The sequence below is a fragment of the Pseudomonas sp. NPDC086581 genome (genome assembly GCF_044746165.1).
Classification (GTDB): domain Bacteria; phylum Pseudomonadota; class Gammaproteobacteria; order Pseudomonadales; family Pseudomonadaceae; genus Pseudomonas.
Genome location: NZ_JBIVBR010000010.1, coordinates 266,707 through 285,053, shown reverse-complemented (window position 1 = coordinate 285,053; position 18,347 = coordinate 266,707). Strand labels below are relative to the sequence as shown.

Annotated in this window: 19 protein-coding genes and 1 tRNA gene; 14 read left to right on the top strand and 6 right to left on the bottom strand. The window is 64.6% G+C overall.

From position 1 onward, the window contains the following. Positions 1-108: 108 nt before the first annotated feature. From ACIPK7_RS21240 to hisB, 6 genes are all read right to left on the bottom strand, one after another. A complete protein-coding gene (locus tag ACIPK7_RS21240) occupies positions 109-864 on the bottom strand; it encodes a substrate-binding periplasmic protein (RefSeq protein WP_401090030.1) in 756 nt (251 codons plus the stop codon). A gap of 298 nt (positions 865-1,162) precedes the next feature. Continuing rightward, positions 1,163-1,933, bottom strand: coding sequence for an imidazole glycerol phosphate synthase subunit HisF (gene hisF / locus ACIPK7_RS21235; RefSeq protein WP_138213856.1), 771 nt, complete (start codon positions 1,931-1,933; stop codon positions 1,163-1,165). Positions 1,934-1,955: 22 nt separating this feature from the next. Continuing rightward, positions 1,956-2,693: a 1-(5-phosphoribosyl)-5-[(5-phosphoribosylamino)methylideneamino]imidazole-4-carboxamide isomerase gene (hisA, locus tag ACIPK7_RS21230; RefSeq protein WP_401089985.1), complete on the bottom strand. Its 738-nt coding sequence runs from the start codon at positions 2,691-2,693 to the stop codon at positions 1,956-1,958. Positions 2,694-2,733: 40 nt separating this feature from the next. Beyond that, positions 2,734-2,994, bottom strand: coding sequence for a DUF2164 domain-containing protein (locus ACIPK7_RS21225; RefSeq protein ID WP_045215778.1), 261 nt, complete (start codon positions 2,992-2,994; stop codon positions 2,734-2,736). Positions 2,995-2,997: 3 nt separating this feature from the next. Beyond that, entirely contained in the window at positions 2,998-3,636 is a 639-nt protein-coding gene (gene hisH, locus ACIPK7_RS21220; RefSeq protein ID WP_192433084.1) for an imidazole glycerol phosphate synthase subunit HisH, read from the bottom strand. Further along, a complete protein-coding gene (gene hisB, locus ACIPK7_RS21215; protein WP_015479330.1) occupies positions 3,636-4,229 on the bottom strand; it encodes an imidazoleglycerol-phosphate dehydratase HisB in 594 nt (197 codons plus the stop codon). Before hisB ends, hisH begins: the two co-directional genes overlap by 1 nt. Before the next feature lie 140 nt (positions 4,230-4,369). On the opposite strand from hisB, the gene ACIPK7_RS21210 reads away from it, so the two are divergent. The 14 genes from ACIPK7_RS21210 (at position 4,370) to ACIPK7_RS21145 (ending at position 18,338) form a co-directional block, all read left to right on the top strand. Then, positions 4,370-4,768, top strand: a complete 399-nt coding sequence (locus ACIPK7_RS21210; protein WP_192433085.1) for an acetyl-CoA sensor PanZ family protein — start codon at positions 4,370-4,372, stop codon at positions 4,766-4,768. A 26-nt stretch (positions 4,769-4,794) separates the two neighbouring features. Beyond that, complete coding sequence (locus ACIPK7_RS21205; RefSeq protein WP_192433086.1) at positions 4,795-5,028, top strand: helix-hairpin-helix domain-containing protein; 234 nt, start codon at positions 4,795-4,797, stop codon at positions 5,026-5,028. Positions 5,029-5,164: 136 nt separating this feature from the next. Then, positions 5,165-7,390, top strand: a complete 2,226-nt coding sequence (locus ACIPK7_RS21200; protein WP_401089982.1) for an AsmA family protein — start codon at positions 5,165-5,167, stop codon at positions 7,388-7,390. Beyond that, on the top strand, positions 7,387-8,454 hold the full coding sequence (mutY, locus tag ACIPK7_RS21195) for an A/G-specific adenine glycosylase (protein WP_401089980.1): 1,068 nt from the start codon (positions 7,387-7,389) through the stop codon (positions 8,452-8,454). Before ACIPK7_RS21200 ends, mutY begins: the two co-directional genes overlap by 4 nt. Next, positions 8,451-8,723, top strand: coding sequence for an oxidative damage protection protein (locus tag ACIPK7_RS21190; RefSeq protein WP_015479334.1), 273 nt, complete (start codon positions 8,451-8,453; stop codon positions 8,721-8,723). The genes mutY and ACIPK7_RS21190 overlap by 4 nt, the downstream gene beginning before the upstream one ends. Positions 8,724-8,801: 78 nt before the next feature. Next, positions 8,802-8,877, top strand: a tRNA-Phe gene (locus ACIPK7_RS21185). 231 nt (positions 8,878-9,108) lie between these two features. Next, positions 9,109-11,442 carry an LTA synthase family protein gene (locus ACIPK7_RS21180; RefSeq protein WP_401089978.1) on the top strand — a complete coding sequence of 778 codons (2,334 nt, stop codon included), beginning with the start codon at positions 9,109-9,111 and terminating at the stop codon, positions 11,440-11,442. Between the two features lie 281 nt (positions 11,443-11,723). Continuing rightward, positions 11,724-12,497: an ABC transporter ATP-binding protein gene (locus tag ACIPK7_RS21175; protein WP_192433090.1), complete on the top strand. Its 774-nt coding sequence runs from the start codon at positions 11,724-11,726 to the stop codon at positions 12,495-12,497. Positions 12,498-12,511: 14 nt separating this feature from the next. Next, positions 12,512-13,264 (top strand): ABC transporter substrate-binding protein, encoded by a 753-nt coding sequence (locus ACIPK7_RS21170; RefSeq protein ID WP_401089976.1) that lies wholly within the window; start codon positions 12,512-12,514, stop codon positions 13,262-13,264. A 56-nt stretch (positions 13,265-13,320) separates the two neighbouring features. Then, positions 13,321-14,016, top strand: coding sequence for an ABC transporter permease (locus tag ACIPK7_RS21165; protein WP_401089974.1), 696 nt, complete (start codon positions 13,321-13,323; stop codon positions 14,014-14,016). After that, the gene (locus ACIPK7_RS21160) at positions 14,013-14,705 is read left to right on the top strand and encodes an ABC transporter permease (RefSeq protein ID WP_192433093.1); all 693 of its coding nucleotides are present in this window, start codon (positions 14,013-14,015) and stop codon (positions 14,703-14,705) included. Before ACIPK7_RS21165 ends, ACIPK7_RS21160 begins: the two co-directional genes overlap by 4 nt. Positions 14,706-14,771: 66 nt before the next feature. Beyond that, complete coding sequence (locus ACIPK7_RS21155; RefSeq protein ID WP_192433094.1) at positions 14,772-15,992, top strand: methyltransferase; 1,221 nt, start codon at positions 14,772-14,774, stop codon at positions 15,990-15,992. A 388-nt stretch (positions 15,993-16,380) separates the two neighbouring features. Further along, positions 16,381-16,854 (top strand): MarR family winged helix-turn-helix transcriptional regulator, encoded by a 474-nt coding sequence (locus tag ACIPK7_RS21150; RefSeq protein WP_192433095.1) that lies wholly within the window; start codon positions 16,381-16,383, stop codon positions 16,852-16,854. Continuing rightward, positions 16,851-18,338, top strand: coding sequence for an efflux transporter outer membrane subunit (locus ACIPK7_RS21145; RefSeq protein ID WP_401089972.1), 1,488 nt, complete (start codon positions 16,851-16,853; stop codon positions 18,336-18,338). The genes ACIPK7_RS21150 and ACIPK7_RS21145 overlap by 4 nt, the downstream gene beginning before the upstream one ends. Positions 18,339-18,347: the final 9 nt, after the last annotated feature.

The following is an 18,347-nucleotide window of genomic DNA, read 5'->3' as shown; positions in this document are numbered from 1 at the left end:
CCTGCAGGGGGGACGGAATACTTCGCTCGTCTGCCTTCCGTGGCAAAACCGGCGCCGAGGGATGTCGGCGCCAAACACGAAGGCCGGCGAGTGGCCGGCCTTCGGGTGTTACAGGTAACTGTTGAGTACGTCGTCGACGAAGCCTTCGGCGCGCATCTTGTCCAGCGCCCCTTGCAGCTTCTGCACCACGGCATCCGGCGTCTCGCGGTTCAGCGCGAGGAACAACTGGTCGCTGTTGAAACGCAGCACGGTCTTCAGGCCGGTAACGCCGACCTGCTTGGCCAGGTAGCGGCCCGCCGGGTCGCCACTGGCCCACAGGTCGATCTGACCATCGCGCAGCTTGGCGGCATTCTCCTGGTCACGCAGCGCCAGCACCGGCTCGAAGCCGTGCTCGCCCAGGTACTGGGCCATGGCATCACCCTTGTAGGCGCCGACGCGGTACTTCTTCGCTTCATCCAGGTTATTGAGGGCGATGGGGCTGTCGGCCTTGGCCAGCAGGACCCAGTCGTCCGGACCGATCGGGCCGACCCACTTGAACTGGCTCTCACGCTCGGGCAGGCGCGCGGTGACGAACACGCCATAGCCGGGCTTCTCCAGCGCCAGCTTGTAGATGCGGTCCCAGGGGAAGCGCAGGGTCAGGCTGTACTGCACGCCGGCACGCTTGAACATCTCTTTGACGATATCCACGGCGATGCCGTCGATGCTGTCTTCCTGGGCGAAGTTCTTGCCGTTGATGGCCATGTTGTAGGGAGGGAAGTTCTCGGTGAGCAGCACCACGCTGTAGTCCGAAGAATCCGTTTCAGCCCTTGCCGCACTGGCCAGAAGCAGGCCGCAGCCTAGCCATGCGAGCAGAATGCGCTTCAGCATCGAGATATTTCCTGCGTATGACATTTCTGAGAAGGCGCAGAGCTTACTCGGAGAATTGACGTCAATAAACCCTATGAATATGGCGATGGGGCATAGGTACGCCAGTACATTGGGTTAAGAACGCCAGTACCTTGGATCAAGAACGCCAGCACCTTGACTCGGGCACGCCAGTTCCTTGACCGAAGGCTTCAGCTAGCAAGCTTCGTGCGCAGGAAGGGGGTGCGGCCAGCGGACTCAGGGGAAGGACGGCCCAGGAGAGAGCCATCGGGCCGGGAGAACCCCGGCCCGAAAGGAATCAGCGCACGACGATGCCGCGGCTGGCCAGGTAGGCCTTGGCCTCCGGCACGCTGTACTCGCCGAAGTGGAAGATGCTCGCCGCGAGCACCGCGTCGGCCTTGCCCTCGATGATGCCGGCGGCCAGGTGCTCCAGGTTGCCGACGCCGCCGGAGGCGATCACCGGCACGCCCACGGCCTCGCTGATGGCGCGGGTCACGCCCAGGTCGTAGCCGCTCTTCACGCCGTCCTGGTCCATGCTGGTCAGCAGGATTTCACCGGCGCCCAGGCCTTCCATCTTCTTCGCCCACTCGACCGCGTCCAGCCCGGTGGGCTTGCGGCCGCCGTGGGTGAATATCTCCCAGCGCGGGGTTTCGCCGGGGCCGGACACTTTCTTGGCGTCGATGGCGACCACGATGCACTGCGAGCCGAAGCGCGCGGCGGCTTCGCCGACGAACTCCGGGGTAAACACCGCGGCGGTGTTGATCGAGACCTTGTCCGCACCGGCGTTGAGCAGGTTGCGGATGTCCTGCACCGTCCTGACGCCGCCCCCCACGGTCAGCGGGATGAACACTTGGCTGGCCATACGCTCGACGGTATGCAGGGTGGTGTCGCGGCCATCGACGCTGGCGGTGATGTCGAGGAAGGTAATCTCGTCCGCGCCCTGCTCGTCGTAGCGACGGGCGATCTCCACCGGGTCACCGGCGTCGCGGATGTTCTCGAATTTGACGCCCTTCACCACGCGGCCGTTGTCCACGTCGAGGCAGGGAATGATGCGTTTAGCCAGTGCCATGTCAGGATTCCCGTGGTTCAGCTCAGCCCTTGAAGGCGTCGCACAGTGCCTGGGCCTCGGCGACGTCCAGGGTGCCTTCGTAGATCGCGCGGCCGGTGATGGCGCCGACGATGCCCGGGGTGCGGGCATCCAGCAGCTTCTGGATATCACCCAGGTTGTGGATACCGCCCGAAGCGATCACCGGGATGCGCGTGGCGTTGGCCAGGGCAGCGGTGGCTTCGACGTTGCAGCCCTGCATCATGCCGTCCTTCGCGATGTCGGTGTAGACGATCGCCGAGACGCCATCGGCCTCGAAGCGCTTGGCCAGGTCGATGACCTGCACCGAGCTCACTTCCGCCCAGCCATCGGTGGCGACGAAGCCGTCTTTGGCGTCCAGGCCGACAATGACCTTACCCGGGAATGCCTTGCAGGCTTCGGCGACGAATTCCGGCTGCTTGACCGCCTTGGTGCCGATGATCACGTAGCTGACGCCAGCGCGGACATAGTGCTCGATGGTTTCCAGCGAGCGGATGCCACCGCCGATCTGGATCGGCAGGCTCGGGTAGCGCTTGGCGATGGCGGTAACCACTTCACCGTTGACCGGCTTGCCTTCGAAAGCGCCGTTCAGGTCCACCAGGTGCAGACGGCGGCAGCCGCCCTCCACCCACTTGGCGGCCATGGACACCGGGTCGTCGGAGAAGACCGTGGCGTCTTCCATCAGGCCCTGGCGCAGGCGCACGCAGGCGCCGTCTTTCAGATCGATTGCGGGGATGATCAGCATGGGTTGAACCTGCTCGAATCCAAAGATGAATGGGGTCGGGTCAGCTCTTCTCGAGCGCCCACAAGTCGCTTTCGATGCTCTCGAACCGGTCTTTCAGGTGAGATTGCACGTCGAAGATCGCCTTGTTGTAGAACAGCGGGCCGAATTCGCGCAGGAAGAAATCCAGCGCCTCTTCGGCCTCGAAGGAACCGACATCCAGCTCGAAGCGATCTTCGAGGAAACGCTGGATCGCCCGCGCCGCGCTCTGGCGCTGGGCGCCGTCGAGTTCGAGGATCGCCGGCTTGTCCTTCTGGCGGGCCATGGCTTACCAGCGCCCGTCCCAGGCGGCGAAGTTCTGCAGCAGCTGCAGGCCATGGGTATGGCTCTTCTCCGGGTGGAACTGCACGGCGAAGCGCGAGCCATCGGCCAGCGCGGCGGCGAAGTCGACGCCGTAATGGCCGCGACCGACCACCTGGCGCGGGTTACCGGCCTGGATGTAGTAGCTGTGCACGAAGTAGAAGCGCGCGCGGTCCGGGATGTCGTGCCAAAGCGGGTGGTCCACGTTCTGCGCGACTTCGTTCCAGCCCATGTGCGGCACCTTCAGGTGCTCGCCGTCCTCATGCAGGTCCTTGCCGAAGAAGCGTACCTGGCCGGGGAACAGGCCGATGCAGTCGACACCGTCGTTCTCCTCGCTGTGCTCCAGCAGCGCCTGCATACCGACGCAGATGCCGAGGAACGGGCGGTCCTGGCTGACTTCGCGCACCAGGCTGTCGAAGCCCAGGCGCTTGATCTCGGCCATGCAGTCACGGATCGCGCCGACGCCGGGGAACACCACGCGGTCCGCCTCGCGGATCACGTTGGCGTCGCTGGTCACCAACACGCGACCGGCGCCCACGCGCTCAAGCGCCTTGGCCACCGAGTGCAAATTGCCCATGCCGTAGTCGATGACGGCTACGGTCTGCATTACAGGCACCCTTTGGTGGACGGCATCTGGCCGGCCATGCGTTCGTCCAGCTCGATGGCCATGCGCAGCGCGCGGCCGAAGGCCTTGAACACCGTCTCGATCTGGTGGTGGGTGTTGTGCCCACGCAGGTTGTCGATGTGCAGGGTGACGTTGGCGTGGTTGACGAAGCCCTGGAAGAACTCCATGAACAGGTCGACATCGAAGCCACCGACGCTGGCGCGGGTGAACGGCACGTGCATCTGCAGGCCGGGGCGGCCGGAGAAGTCGATGACCACGCGCGACAGCGCCTCGTCCAGCGGCACGTAGGCATGACCGTAGCGGCGGATGCCTTTCTTGTCGCCGATAGCCTTGGCAAAAGCCTGGCCGAGGGTGATGCCGATGTCTTCGACGGTATGGTGGTCGTCGATATGCAGGTCGCCCTTGCACTCGATGTCCAGGTCGATCAGGCCGTGGCGGGCGATCTGGTCCATCATGTGCTCGAGGAAGGGAACCCCGGTATCGAAGCGGGCCTTGCCCGTTCCATCCAGGTCGATGGAAACCTTGATCTGGGTTTCCAGGGTGTCGCGCGCGACGGATGCCTTGCGTTCGGCCATCACCAGCTCCACAGCTAACACTGCACGTAATTATAAGAAGGGGCGGCATTATAGGCGCGCCGGGCGCTGCGCGGCTATGGGCGGTGGTCGGCGCTGGCCGATAGTCCTACACTGCGCGGCTCGCCTTCCGAGGATTGCCCATGCCCGTCGTCGTCCAGCACCTGACCCAGCCCAGCGACCAGGACCGCCAGGACCTGCTGAAGATCTACGCCGACGCGCCACAATGGCTGCTGGCGCCCTTCGCCGATGCCGATGCACTGGTCACCCGCGGGCTTGCCGAGGGCCGGCTGCTCACCGGCCGCTTCAACGACCGCCTGCTGGGCGCCGCGTGGATCGAGCGCGATGGCGACATCTGGCGGCTTTCCCGCCTTTGCGTGCGCCAGGTCACCCGCAACCGTGGCGTCGCCCGGCGACTGCTGGAAGAAACGCAGCGTCTGTCCGTCCTGCAGGGGGCCGCGCTGCGCCTGAGCGCTCCGCTAGACCAGCCCGAAGCCGCACGCTTCGCCGAGCACCTGGGCCTGACGCTGGAGCCCGCCTGAACCCCAAGTGCACAAGGAGACGTGCTATGTCTTTCGATTCCCCCGAGCGCGACGCCCTGCTGGCCCTGAAAGGTGTCGGTCCCACCGTGCTGCAGCGCTTGGAGCAGATGGGCCTGGACAGTTTCGCCCGACTGCGCGAAGCCTCCGCCGAGGAAATCCTCCAGCACGGCGCCACGCTGACCGGCAGCAGTTGCTGGAAGAACAGCCCACAGGCCCGTGCCGCCATCGACGCCATTCTGCAGCGCGTCTGGCGCTACTGAGCTTGCCGGGGAACCGCGCGGCAAGTCCCCGTTCAAACCCCGCAATAGCTGATCCCACCTTTCCGGGCTGGGGCGCCGCTGCGTCATTGGTATACTTTCCCGCTACTCCACCCGCTGCCTGAACAAGGACCCGTACATGAAAGCGTTCGGCAAAATCATCGGCATCGTTGCCCTGGTCCTGCTGCTGCTCATCGTCGCCGCCGGCTTCGTGCTGACCCATTTCTTCGACCCGAACGACTACAAGGACGAGATCCGCCAGCTCGCGCGGGACAAGGCCAACCTCGAACTGAACCTCAAGGGCGACATTGGCTGGAGCCTGTTCCCCTGGCTGGGCCTGGAGCTGCATGACACCAGCGTGGCGAGCCTGCAGACGCCGGACAAACCGTTCGCCGATGCGCAACTGCTGGCCATGTCCGTACGGGTACTGCCGCTGCTGCGCAAGGAAGTGCAGATGAGCGATATCCGTGCCGAAGGCCTGACCCTCACCCTGGACAGGGATAAGAACGGCATCGGCAACTGGGAAAGCATCGGCAAGCCCCTGCCGCCGGCCAATGGCACGCCAGCCACACAACCAGCCCCGGCGCCGAACGAGCAGGTCAAGGCGGACGCGCAGCAAACCCACCAGGCGATGAAGCTGGATATCGACAGCCTGAGCGTGAAGAACGCCCGCATCGATTACGCCGACGCCCAGAGCGGCAAGAACTACAGCGTCGAAGGCATCGAGCTGACCACCGGCGCGATTCGCGAGGGCAGTAACATCCCGGTGAAGCTCAGCGCCTACCTGGGCACCAACCAGCCGGTGATCCGCGCGCGCACCGAGCTGACCGGCAACCTGCGCTTCGACCGCGCGCTCAAGCGCTACCAACTCGAAGACGCCAAGCTGTCCGGCGAAGTTTCCGGCGATCCCTTCCAGGGCAAGACTGCCAACTACAGTGCCCAGGGCCAGCTGGTACTCGACCAGGCAGCCCAGGTCGCCGAATGGAATGGCCTGAAGGTCACCATCAACCAGTTGCGCGCCCTGGGCGAACTGAAGGCCCGCGAACTGGATAAAGAGCCCAAGTTCGACGGCGGCCTGTCGCTGGCACCGTTCAACCTGCGCGAATTCCTCGAAGGCGCCGGCCAGACCCTGCCGGAAATGGCCGACGCCACCACTCTGACCAAGCTGGAACTGGCCACCCGCGTCAGCGGCACCCGCAACAGTCTGGCCCTGAATGACATCAAGCTGAAGCTGGACGACAGCGCCTTCAGCGGGAACCTCGGCATCGCCGACTTCGGCAAGCAGGCGATCCGCGCCCAACTGTCCGGCGACAAGCTGAACCTCGACCGCTACCTGCCGGCCAAGGTCAAGAAAGCCCAGGACGCCACCAACAGCGCGCGCAAGGCCGAAGTCGACGCTACCGCGCAGAGCGCCATCAAGGGCGATACCCCGCTGCCCAGCCAGCCGACCCAGCAGGCCTGGAGCGACGCACCGCTGTTGCCCATCTTCCGCCTGCGCACGCTGGACCTGGACGCAGGCCTGAACCTCGGCCAACTGACCCTGGACAAGTTGCCCATCGACAACGCCGTGCTCAAGCTGCGCGGCCAGGGCGGCCTGCTCAACCTCGACGACCTGCGCGGCGAGCTCTACGACGGCAAGTTCAACGCCACCGCCACCCTCGACGTGCGACAAGACGTCCCGACCCTGAAGGCGAAGAAACACATCGCCGACGTCCCGGTTGAGCGCCTGCTCGAATCCCAGGGCCAGAAGCCGCCGGTGAAGGGCCTGCTGGACCTGGACGCCGACATCACCACCCAGGGCAACAGTCAAAAGGCCTGGATCGACAACCTCAACGGTACCGCGCACTTCGTCCTGACCCAGGGCGTGCTGCTCAACGCCAACCTCGAACAGCAGCTGTGCCAGGGCATCGCCACGCTCAACCGCAAGTCGCTGACTGGCGAGCATGGCGGCAAGGACACGCCCTTCCGCGAGCTGCAGGGCAACCTGGTGTTCAGGAATGGCGTGGCCAGCAACCCCGACCTCAAGGCCAGCATCCCCGGTCTGACCGTCAAGGCCGACGGCGACCTCGACCTGCGCGTGCTGGGCATGGACTACCGCGTCGGCGTCACCATCGAAGGCGATAAGAGCGACATGCCCGACCCCGCCTGCGAAGTGAACAAGCGCTATGTCGGCATCGAATGGCCGCTGCGCTGCCGCGGCCCGCTGGAACTGGGCGCCAAGGCCTGCCGCCTGGACAAGGACGGCATCGGCAAGATCGCTGCACGGTTGGCCGGGGACCGGCTGAACCAGAAAATTGAAGAGAAGCTCGGCGACAAGGTCAGTCCCGAACTCAAAGACGCACTCAAAGGGCTGTTCAAGAAGTGACACCGCAACGCTTCAATCAGGCCGTGCTCGACTGGTTCGACACGCACGGCCGCCATGACCTGCCCTGGCAGCAGAACATCACGCCCTACCGGGTGTGGGTCTCGGAAATCATGCTGCAGCAGACCCAGGTCAGCACCGTGATGGGCTACTACGACCGCTTCATGACGGCTCTGCCGACGGTGGCGGACCTGGCCAACGCGCCGGAAGACGAGGTGCTGCATCTGTGGACGGGACTGGGCTACTACACACGCGCCCGCAACTTGCACAAGACCGCCAAGACGGTGATGGAGCAGCATGGAGGGGAATTCCCCCGCGACGTCGAGCGGCTCGCCGAGCTGCCCGGCATCGGCCGCTCCACCGCCGGTGCCATCGCCAGTATTTCCATGGGCCTGCGCGCGCCGATCCTCGACGGCAACGTCAAGCGTGTCCTGGCGCGCTATCTCGCCTGCGACGGCTACCCGGGCGAGCCGAAGGTAGCCAGGCAGCTGTGGGACGCCGCCGAGCGCTTCACACCCCAGAAGCGGGTCAACCACTACACCCAGGCGATGATGGACCTGGGCGCCACCCTCTGCACCCGCAGCAAACCGAGCTGCCTGCTCTGCCCGCTGCGCGAGGGATGCCGCGCGCACTTCCTCGGCCGCGAGACCGACTTCCCGGTGTCCAAGCCGCGCAAGGCGCTGCCGCAGAAACGCACGCTGATGCCGATCCTGGCCAACCGCAAGGGCGACATCCTGCTCTATCGGCGCCCATCGACCGGCCTCTGGGGCGGGCTGTGGAGCTTCCCCGAACTCGACGACCTGGCCGCCCTCGACCCACTGGCCAAGCGCCACGCCCTGCGCCTGGGCGAGCGCCGCGAGCTGCCTGGCCTGACCCATACCTTCAGCCACTTCCAGCTGGCCATCGAGCCCTGGCTGGTGCGCGTCGAGGACGCAGCCCCCGCCGTGGCCGAGGCCGACTGGCTCTGGTATAACCTCGCCACCCCGCCGCGGCTCGGCCTTGCCGCCCCGGTGAAGAAGCTGCTCAAACGAGCCGCCGACGTGTTGAACGCAGGAGAAATGTCATGACCCGACTGGTGATGTGCCGCAAATACAAAGAAGAGCTGCCCGGCCTCGATCGCGCGCCCTATCCCGGAGCCAAGGGCCAGGACATCTACGAGCACGTCTCGAAGAAAGCCTGGGACGAATGGCAGAAGCACCAGACCATGCTGATCAACGAGCGTCGCCTGAACATGATGAATGCCGAGGATCGCAAGTTCCTCACTGCCGAGATGGACAAGTTCCTGTCTGGCGAGGAATACGCGCAGGCCGAGGGCTACGTCCCGCCCAGCGCGTAAGCTTCGGTATTATTTGAAAAATTTTTTCGCGGCACGCTTGACACCCCTTCCGAAAACCCTTTTAATGCGCGCCACGTTGCCCAGGTAGCTCAGTTGGTAGAGCAGGGGATTGAAAATCCCCGTGTCGGCGGTTCGATTCCGTCCCTGGGCACCAAGCCTTCCGAAAAGCCCCTGAAATCGCGAGATTTCAGGGGCTTTTTCATTCCGCTCCGCACAAGTCACTCCCCTGCCCCCGCACGCTCCGACGATTCGTATCGAATGTTTGCCTGACTTCAGTGTCTACTGGCACATAGCACACCGATCTTTCAGAATCATGACCATCCGGACGATTTCCACACTTCAGTGGGATACCCTCCGGGATTCGATGTTTCGTAGCGGAGTCACTGTGCGCAAACTCATAAGCTGGTGGAATTCCCGGGGCAACCTGGTTTCCCTGTCTGCCCTCTTCCTGCTGGTGCCGCTGATCGGCCGCTACAGTCTTGGCTGGGGCTCACCGTTGGGCTACCTGTCGGACCTGGCACTCGGCACCCTGCTGGTCGTCGCACTGCACAACCGACGCCTGTTCATCGCCATTCCGGTCATGCTGGTCTGGGCGCTGTCAGTGATCGGTACTGCCGAACTGGTCAGCGCCGTGGGTCGCATGCCCGCGCCGGAAGACCTGCACTTCCTCGCCGACCCGACCTTCGTCGCCAACTCCACCGAAGGCGGCGGCCTCAACCATCTGCACCTGGCCATCCTGATCGGCGCCGGCATCCTGCTCTGTGCGCTGCTCTGGCGCCGCCGCGAAAAGCCGCTGCCGCGTTACGTCTATGCCGTACCGGCCGTGCTGCTGGCCGCTCACGCTGGCGTTCAGTACTTCCAGCCCAGCGATGCAGAGATGTGGAAGCAGTTCAACCTGCCGCACCAACTGGTCTCCCGCGCCGTCACCAGCGGCGAGATGGCCTACCAGGACTGGCGCGACCGCGACCAGCCGGAAGTGCGCCCGGATGTCACCGGCCTGACCCAGCACGACCTGAGCGGCACCTCGCTGCTCGCAGGCCGCGGCCAGGCGAAGAACGTGCTGATCATCGCCATGGAAGGAATCCCCGGCGCCTATGTCGCCACCAACCGTGCCGCCCTGAGCAGCAGCTACGAAGAATCGATGATGCCGCGCCTGAGCACCTGGGCCGAGCGCGCCATGACCACCCCGGACTACGTGGTGCACAGCCACCAGACCATCCGCGGCCTCTACGCCATGCTCTGCGGGGACTACAGCAAGCTGGACAACGGCACACCCAAGGGCGTCGAACTGCTGGGCAACCCGACCCGCGCCGCCGAATGCCTGCCGGCACAGATGCACCAGGCTGGCTTCAGCACCCATTTCCTGCAGGGCGCCGGGCTGCGCTTCATGGCCAAGGACAAGGTCATGCCGGCCATGGGCTTCGACAAGACCCTGGGCCGTGACTGGTTCAAGAAGAAGCCCTACCTGGAATTCGCCTGGGGCATGGACGACAAGGCCTTCTTCGAAGGAGCGCTGGACTACGTCGGCCAATTGCGCCAGAAGAAACAGCCGTGGATGCTCACCCTGCTCACCGTCGGCACCCACCAGCCCTATTCGGCCACGCCGGAATACCTGGCCAAGTATCCGACGCCGCGCCAGGCAGCGGTCGCCTACCTGGACGACGCCGTCGATGCGTTCCTCAAGGGACTGGAAGAGAAAGGCGTGCTCAAGGACACCCTGGTCATCGTCACCTCCGACGAATCCCACGGCATCGACAACGTGCGCCTTGCCTCGGCCTGGGGCCTGAACCTGATCCTTGCACCGGAACAGGCCGCGCTGCCGCCGGTGAAGGCCGGCGTCTACGGCCACGTCGACCTGGAATCTTCAGTGCTCGACTACTTCGCCATCAAGGCGCCGCAGGATATCGCCGGCCGCTCGCTGTTCCGCGAATACACCAGCGGCCGCGAGATGGTGTCCTTCACCAACGGCATGCAGCGGTATCACGACGGCAAGGGCAACTTCACCGAGTGCGACTTCCAGCAGGTCTGCCGGCGCTACCAGAGTGACGGCTTCATCGCCGACAGCGCCAAGTTCGTCGGGCGCTTCAGCGGTCGCGATGCCCGCCTGATGACCGCCCGCGCGGACATTCTCGACCAGTCGGTGACCAAGGCGCAGTCGGCCCGCGAATACCAGTTCGCGACCAAGGAGCGAATTCGCCTGAAGCCGCAGATCGACAACGAATACACCGACAACCTGATCGGCGCGCAGTACCTGGAGTTCCCGGCCAACACCCACACCACGGTGCGCCTGAAGATCCGCGCGATCCAGATGGACGCCAATGGGGCGAAAGTGACGCTCAAGACGCGCTCCTTCGAAAAACCGGTACCTATCGAGATGCCGGACTTCCCGTTGGTCAAACGCAACCAGCCGCTGGAAGTGACCTTCGGCTTCGACAACGAGGAAGCGCGCAAGGCGTTCTCCTTCCACTTGCTCGCCGAAGGCAAAGGCGTCATCGAAATCACCGATTTCCACGTGCTGACCCAGCCGCGCAAATCGACGATCAACGCTACTGAAGGCGGCGGTACCGGCCTGGCCGACGCCAATCGGCCGCTGACGATTCCGCGCCTGTCCGGCCACCCAAACCTCATGGCCAGCCAGCCGCCGGAATCCCAGGACGACATCACGCCCGCCGAAGCGCTGGAAGATCCCAACCCGCAACTACGGCATATGATGCAGTAACCCCACCGGCGGCCCCAGGGCCGCCGGACTTTTACCGGCCGGTCTAAACTGGCACTATCCCGCCCCCGCGCGATCGGCCGACGCCCTCGTCCGGCGCAGCTAGTTCAGCCCAGGCGACAACGCCGAGCGGCAATGCGACAACTTGCCACTACAGCCGACGACCGCGGCAGATGGGCGCTTGGCGCACTCCAGAGTGCGTGTTAGGTTGCCCCTCGCCAGGATGGCCCCGATTCTGCAGTGACCTGCTGCAAAGCGTCCGAATAACAATAGAGGAGCCCCCTATGGCCACGGCCATACCCGCACTGGAAATCCGTAACCTGCACAAGCGTTACGGTGACCTGGAAGTGCTCAAAGGCATTTCCCTGACCGCCCGCGACGGCGATGTGATTTCCATTCTCGGCTCCTCCGGTTCCGGTAAATCCACGTTCCTGCGCTGCATCAACCTGCTGGAGAACCCGCACCAGGGCCAGATCCTGGTCGCCGGTGAAGAACTCAAGCTGAAGAAGACCAAGGACGGCTCACTGGTCGCCTCGGACAACAAGCAGATCAACCGTCTGCGCAGCGAGCTGGGCTTCGTCTTCCAGAACTTCAACCTCTGGCCGCACATGAGCATCCTCGACAACATCATCGAGGCGCCGCGCCGTGTTCTGGGCAAGACCCGCGCCGAAGCCACCGAGATTGCCGAGGCCCTGCTGGCCAAGGTCGGCATCTCCGACAAGCGCCACAGCTTCCCCGCGCAGCTTTCCGGTGGCCAGCAACAACGCGCCGCCATCGCTCGCACCCTGGCGATGCAGCCCAAGGTCATCCTATTCGACGAGCCGACTTCGGCACTGGACCCGGAAATGGTCCAGGAAGTGCTTAATGTTATCCGCGCGCTCGCCGATGAGGGTCGTACCATGCTGCTGGTGACCCATGAAATGAACTTTGCCCGCCAGGTTTCCAGCGAGGTGGTGTTCCTCCACCAAGGCCTGGTAGAAGAACAGGGACCGCCGCAGCAGGTATTTGACAACCCGCAATCGGCACGCTGTAAACAATTCATGTCCAGCCACCGCTAACGGAGCATCACTGCATGAACAACTATAAGAAGATCGTTCTGGCTATCGCGGCCACCTTCGCACTGGGGAGCCAGGCCATCGCCGCTGATAAACTGCGCATCGGTACCGAAGGCGCCTACCCGCCCTTCAACGGCATCGACGCCAGCGGCCAGGTCGTCGGTTTCGACATCGAGATCGGCAAGGCGCTGTGCGCCAAGATGAAGACCGAATGCGACGTCGTCACCTCCGACTGGGACGGCATCATCCCGGCGCTGAACGCCAAGAAGTTCGACTTCATCGTCGCTTCCATGTCGATCACCGACGAGCGCAAGCAGGCCGTTGATTTCACCAACGCCTACTACACCAACAAGCTGCAGTTCGTGGCGCCGAAGTCGACCGACTTCAAGACCGACAAGAGCTACCTCAAGGGCAAGGTGATCGGTGCGCAGCGCGCGACCATCGCCGGCACCTGGCTTGAAGACAACATGGCTGACACCGTCACCATCAAGCTGTACGACACCCAGGAAAACGCCTACCTCGACCTGTCCTCGGGCCGCCTCGACGGCGTGCTGGCCGACAAGTTCGTGCAGTACGACTGGCTCAAGAGCGATGCCGGCAAGGACTTCGAGTTCAAGGGCGAACCGGTGTTCGACAACGACAAGATCGGCATCGCCGTGCGCAAGGGCGACCCGCTGCGTGACAAGCTGAATGCCGCTCTGAAGGAAATCGTCGACGACGGTACCTATAAGAAGATCAACGACAAGTACTTCCCCTTCAGCATCTACTGATGCATGTGCCGCGCCGCCCCTCGCCGGGCGGCGCGCGCCTTCAGGCGTGACTCCCCATGATTTTCGACCTGCACGGCTTTGGCGATCAGTTGATCGCCGGCACCTGGATGACGCTCAAGCTTTCGCTCGCCGCAGTCTGCGTGGGACTGGTCCTCGGCCTGCTCGGCGCCATCGCCAAGACCTCGAAGAACACTTTCCTGCGCATGCTCGGCGGCTTCTACACCACCGTAGTGCGCGGCGTACCCGAGACGCTCTGGGTACTGATGATCTATTTCGGCACCGTGGCCGGCCTGAACACCATCGGTGACCTCTTCGGCCACCCTGAATTCGCGCTCTCCCCATTCGCCGCAGGTACCTGCGCGCTGGGACTGTGCTTCGGCGCCTACGCCACCGAAGTCTTCCGCGGCGCGCTGCTGGCGATTCCCAAAGGCCACCGCGAAGCCGGCCAGGCGCTGGGCCTCTCGGCTCCGCGCATCTTCTGGCGCATCGTGCTGCCGCAGGTATGGCGCGTGGCGCTGCCGGGCCTGGGCAACCTCTATCTGATTCTTCTGAAGGACACCGCCCTGGTCTCGCTGATCACCCTCGACGAGATCATGCGCAAGGCCCAGGTCGCCTCCAACGCGACCAAGGAACCCTTCACCTTCTACATGACCGCGGCCTTCATCTACCTGGGCCTGACCGTCTTCATCATGGCCGCCCTGCACTTCCTCGAGCGTCGCGCCGGCCGTGGCTTCGTGAGGAACGAGCTATGACCGATCTCGAGCTGATCCTCAAATGGCTGCCGAAGATGTTCCAGGGCGCCACCCTGACGCTGGAGCTGCTGGCCATCGCCGTGGTCGCCGGCCTGTGCCTGGCCGTACCGCTGGGCATCGCCCGCGCCTCGCGACACTGGTACGTGCGCGCGGTGCCCTACACCTACATCTTCTTCTTCCGCGGCACGCCACTGCTGCTGCAGCTGTTCATCGTCTACTACGGCTTCGCCCAGTTCGAGAGCGTGCGCAAGGGGCCGCTCTGGCCATACCTGCGCGACCCGTACTGGTGCGCCCTGCTGACCATGACGCTGCACACCGCGGCCTACATCGCCGAGATCCTGCGCGGTGCCATCCACGCCATCCCGGTGGGTGAAGTGGAAGCCGCTCGCGCGCTGGGCATGTCCCGTCGCCAGGCGCTGTTCCATATCATCCTGCCGCGCGCCGCGCGCATCGCCATGCCGGCCTACAGCAACGAGGTAATCCTCATGCTCAAGGCCAGCGCCGTGGTGTACACCGTGACCCTGTTCGACATCATGGGTATGACCCGCACCATCATCGCGCGCACCTACGAGGCCATGCTGTTCTTCTGCCTCGCCGGCCTGTTCTACCTGGTCATCACGCTGCTGCTGACGCGCATCTTCCGCCTGCTGGAACACTGGCTGAAGGTGGACTCCATGCAGGGCCGCTGACCGGCGCACCGTTCGCCCACGGGGTCGCTATAATGCGCGCCCCGTGGTTTGCCCCCGCTTCGCACCGTGCTCCTGAACGATACTCCCCTCACCGGCTCCGACCTGCTCCAGCGCTTCCAGGCACTGGATCGCTTCCTGCTGGACCATCAGGTGCTGTGGCGGCCGAAACCTTTTACGGTGCTGGAACTGCCCTGGGAGCACGACCATCCCGAACTGGCCGCCTGGCTGCGTAGTCGCAGCCTCGATGACGCCGAATCGGTGCACAACTCGCCCGAGCAGCTCGACGCTCCCGCCCCCTTCCCTGCATTGGCCGCTACCGCCGCGCAGCTGTCCGTCGTCGGCGAACTCCCGGCCACGCCGCTGGGCAAGTTGCCGAACCAGCTGACCGTCGACGTTCCCGGCCGCAAGTGGCAACAGATCGAAGCCTTCGCCAGCCGCCTGGATTTCGCCGAAACACCGCAGCAATGGCTCGACTGGTGCGCCGGCAAAGGCCATCTGGGGCGTCTACTGGCACGCAACGGAAAACCGCTGCTGAGCCTGGAATACGACCCTGCCCTGGTGGAAGACGGTCAGCGCCTGAGCGACCGGCTTCAGCTTCACGCCCGGCATCACCAGCAGGACGTACTCGCACCGGACGTCCGCGAGCACCTGCAGGCCGAGCACACTGCCGTCGCCCTGCACGCCTGCGGCAACCTGCACGTACGCCTGCTGCAACTTGCCAGCGCCCAAGCCTGCCGCCAGCTCGCCGTGGCGCCCTGCTGCTATAACCGTATCGACAGCGAGCATTACGAACCGCTCTCGCACGCCGCGCAAAGCTCCACCCTGCAACTCTCGCGGGACGACCTGCGCCTGCCGCTCGCGGAAACCGTCACCGCCGGCGCCCGCGTACGCCGCCAGCGCGACGGCTCGATGGCGCGGCGGCTGGCTTTCGATTTGCTGCAACGGGAAGTCCGCGGCAGCAATGACTACCTGTCCACTCCCTCCGTGCCGCCAACTTGGCTGGACAAGCCCTTCGCCGACTATTGCCGAGACCTGGCCGCGCTCAGGGGACTCGACCTGCCCACTGGCACCAACTGGCAGGAGCTGGAGGCCAAAGGCTGGCAACGCCTGGCCCAGGTTCGCAACCTGGAACTGGTGCGCGGACTGTTCCGCCGCCCCATGGAGGTGTGGCTGGTGCTCGACCGGGCCTTATTCCTCCAGGAGCGGGGCTATCGCGCCACCCTAGGCGCCTTCTGCGCCACCCGGATGTCCCCGCGCAACCTGCTATTGCTGGCCGAGCGCATCTGAGACGGGCGTTCCAGAGCTTCACCCACAGACCCTGTGGATAACTCTGTTCGTAACCTTGGAAAAACCTCCCCTTCCTTACCGCCCAGACCGCCTCGCTGCGATCTGGTCATTTTCTGTACAAACAAATTAAATCTATTAAAAACAGTCGGTTACGAGACTTCGTGATTGCTTTCACATCTCATATGCAATTTGTGCCCTAAAGCCCTCCTCCTTGTGCATAAAGGCCGCCTGCGGTGTAGGAAATCAGCTATTTCTGTTGCCAATCCCGTCCCAATGACGCTTCGTCGAACTGATTGTTGCGCAATCGCGACAATCGAATCTTGTCAATTGCTGCCTAGGCAGTATCATTTTGAAACATTTCACTGCCTAAGCAGCTTTCTGTTTTGACATGAATCACTACGACGTCGCGGATTTTCCATTCAAAGGCTCCATTGGCCAGTTGCTGGGTGCCACCGCCATCCTCAAGGATCGCCTGCTGGACAAGCATCTGGGACACCTGGACATCACCGCCGCGCAATTCAAGGTGTTGTTCTTCATCGGCCATGACCGAGCCAACACTCCGGCCGAGCTGTGCCGCGAACTGTCCATCGACAGCGGATCCATGACCCGCATGCTCGACCGCCTCGCGCGCAAGGACCTGCTGCTCCGCGAGCCCTGCCAGAACGACCGCCGCAGTGTGCGCCTGAGCCTGAGCCCCGCCGGACAGGCCGTGAATGACGAAGCCCCGAGCATCGCCGCCGCCGCCATGAACGAGCTGGTCGGCGGCCTCTCTCGCGATGAACTGCAGACCCTCACCGGCCTGCTCGACAAGATCCTGCGCGCCCACGGCGCCGCGGCCCATTGCGCGGCGCAGGAGAAATGAACATGAACCACCTCCGCATCGCCCTGCTGCCGGCCGCCGTACTCGCCGCCGTGCTGGGCTTGTCCGGCTGCGTCAGCTACAAGGGCCTGGACACCAGCGGCAAGGCCGTCGCCCCCACCAGCCTGAAGACTGGCGTCAGCCTCGATGGCACTCCGCTGTCCCCCGCGGCCTGGCCCAGCGAACACTGGTGGACCAGCCTGGGCGACCCGCAGCTGGACAGCCTGATCGGCGAGGCTCTGCGCGGTACGCCCGACCTGGATATCGCCAGTGCCCGTGCCCGCCAGGCCATTGCCGCCGCGCAAGCGCAGGACGCCGCGCGCATGCCCAGCGTGAAAGGCACCGCCAGCTACGCCGGCATCCGCGCACCGGAAAGCGTGATTCCTGCGCCCATGGGCGGTCGCTACTCGGCGGTGAAATACCTGTCGCTCAGCTTCAGCTACGACCTCGATCTCTGGGGCGGCCAGCGCGACGCCTGGGAGGCCGCCCTCGGCCAGGCCAACGCCGCCGAAGTCGACCGCCAGGCCGCCTCGATCACGCTCTCCGCCAATGTCGCCCGCGCCTACAGCGACCTGGCCCACGCCTTCGTCGCCCGCGACCTGGCCAAAGACGAACTGGACCGCTCGCAGCACCTCTTCCAACTCAGCCAGAAGCGCATGGACGCAGGCCTGGACAGCAAGGTCCAGCTGCAACAGACGCAGTCCCAGGTTGCCAGCGCCAAGCAGCAGCTGGCCGCCGCGGAACAGGAGATCGCCAGCGACCGCCTCGCCCTCGCCGTCCTGCTCGGCCAAGGCCCTGACCGTGGCCAGGACCTGCAGCGCCCGCAGGTGCTCAAGCCCGGTGCGCTTAGCCTGCCATCGAACCTGCCGGTCGAGCTTCTGGGTCGTCGCCCGGACATCGTCGCCGCACGCTGGCGGGTCGAAGCCGCCTCGAAAAGCATCGACTCGGCGAAGACCGAGTTCTATCCCAACGTGAACCTGGGTGCGATGGTCGGCCTGGCCGCTCTGCACACCAGCGACGTGCTGAAAGCGCCGAGCCGGTTCTTCCAGATCGCCCCGGCGATCTCCCTGCCGATCTTCGACGGTGGCCGCCTGCGCGCCAACCTGGCCGGGAAGGACGCCGACTACGACCTGGCCGTCGCCCAGTACAACAAGACCCTGGTCAACGCCCTCGGCGAAGTCACCGACGACCTCGGCAAGCTGCGCTCGCTGGAGCAGCAGATCGACGACCAGCGCGAAGCCCGCGACATCGCCAAATCCAACTTCAACCTGGCCATGCGCCGCTACGGCGAAGGCGTCGGCAACTACCTGGACGCCCTCAGCGTGCAGCAGCAGCTGCTTCTCGCAGAGCGCCAGCTGGCCAGCCTCGACGCCCAGCGCATCGATCTCTCGGTGCAACTGGTCCAGGCCCTGGGCGGTGGCTACCAGCCCGATACCACTTCCGCTCCCGCCCCGTTCGCCCAGGCGAACGCGGCCGCCGCGCACTGAACGAGGCAC

Excerpts from the sequence above, each read along its gene's own strand:
- ACIPK7_RS21145 (WP_401089972.1), top strand. The coding sequence starts at position 16,851 with ATGAACATGAACCACCTCCGCATCGCCCTGCTGCCGGCCGCCGTACTC.
- ACIPK7_RS21205 (WP_192433086.1), top strand. The coding sequence starts at position 4,795 with ATGTCTTTCGATTCCCCCGAGCGCGACGCCCTGCTGGCCCTGAAAGGT.
- hisF (WP_138213856.1), bottom strand. The coding sequence starts at position 1,933 with ATGGCACTGGCTAAACGCATCATTCCCTGCCTCGACGTGGACAACGGC.
- ACIPK7_RS21175 (WP_192433090.1), top strand. The coding sequence starts at position 11,724 with ATGGCCACGGCCATACCCGCACTGGAAATCCGTAACCTGCACAAGCGT.
- hisB (WP_015479330.1), bottom strand. The coding sequence starts at position 4,229 with ATGGCCGAACGCAAGGCATCCGTCGCGCGCGACACCCTGGAAACCCAG.
- ACIPK7_RS21200 (WP_401089982.1), top strand. The coding sequence starts at position 5,165 with ATGAAAGCGTTCGGCAAAATCATCGGCATCGTTGCCCTGGTCCTGCTG.
- ACIPK7_RS21225 (WP_045215778.1), bottom strand. The coding sequence starts at position 2,994 with ATGGCCCGCCAGAAGGACAAGCCGGCGATCCTCGAACTCGACGGCGCC.
- ACIPK7_RS21150 (WP_192433095.1), top strand. The coding sequence starts at position 16,381 with ATGAATCACTACGACGTCGCGGATTTTCCATTCAAAGGCTCCATTGGC.
- ACIPK7_RS21170 (WP_401089976.1), top strand. The coding sequence starts at position 12,512 with ATGAACAACTATAAGAAGATCGTTCTGGCTATCGCGGCCACCTTCGCA.
- ACIPK7_RS21210 (WP_192433085.1), top strand. The coding sequence starts at position 4,370 with ATGCCCGTCGTCGTCCAGCACCTGACCCAGCCCAGCGACCAGGACCGC.
- ACIPK7_RS21190 (WP_015479334.1), top strand. The coding sequence starts at position 8,451 with ATGACCCGACTGGTGATGTGCCGCAAATACAAAGAAGAGCTGCCCGGC.
- hisH (WP_192433084.1), bottom strand. The coding sequence starts at position 3,636 with ATGCAGACCGTAGCCGTCATCGACTACGGCATGGGCAATTTGCACTCG.
- ACIPK7_RS21165 (WP_401089974.1), top strand. The coding sequence starts at position 13,321 with ATGATTTTCGACCTGCACGGCTTTGGCGATCAGTTGATCGCCGGCACC.
- ACIPK7_RS21160 (WP_192433093.1), top strand. The coding sequence starts at position 14,013 with ATGACCGATCTCGAGCTGATCCTCAAATGGCTGCCGAAGATGTTCCAG.
- hisA (WP_401089985.1), bottom strand. The coding sequence starts at position 2,693 with ATGCTGATCATCCCCGCAATCGATCTGAAAGACGGCGCCTGCGTGCGC.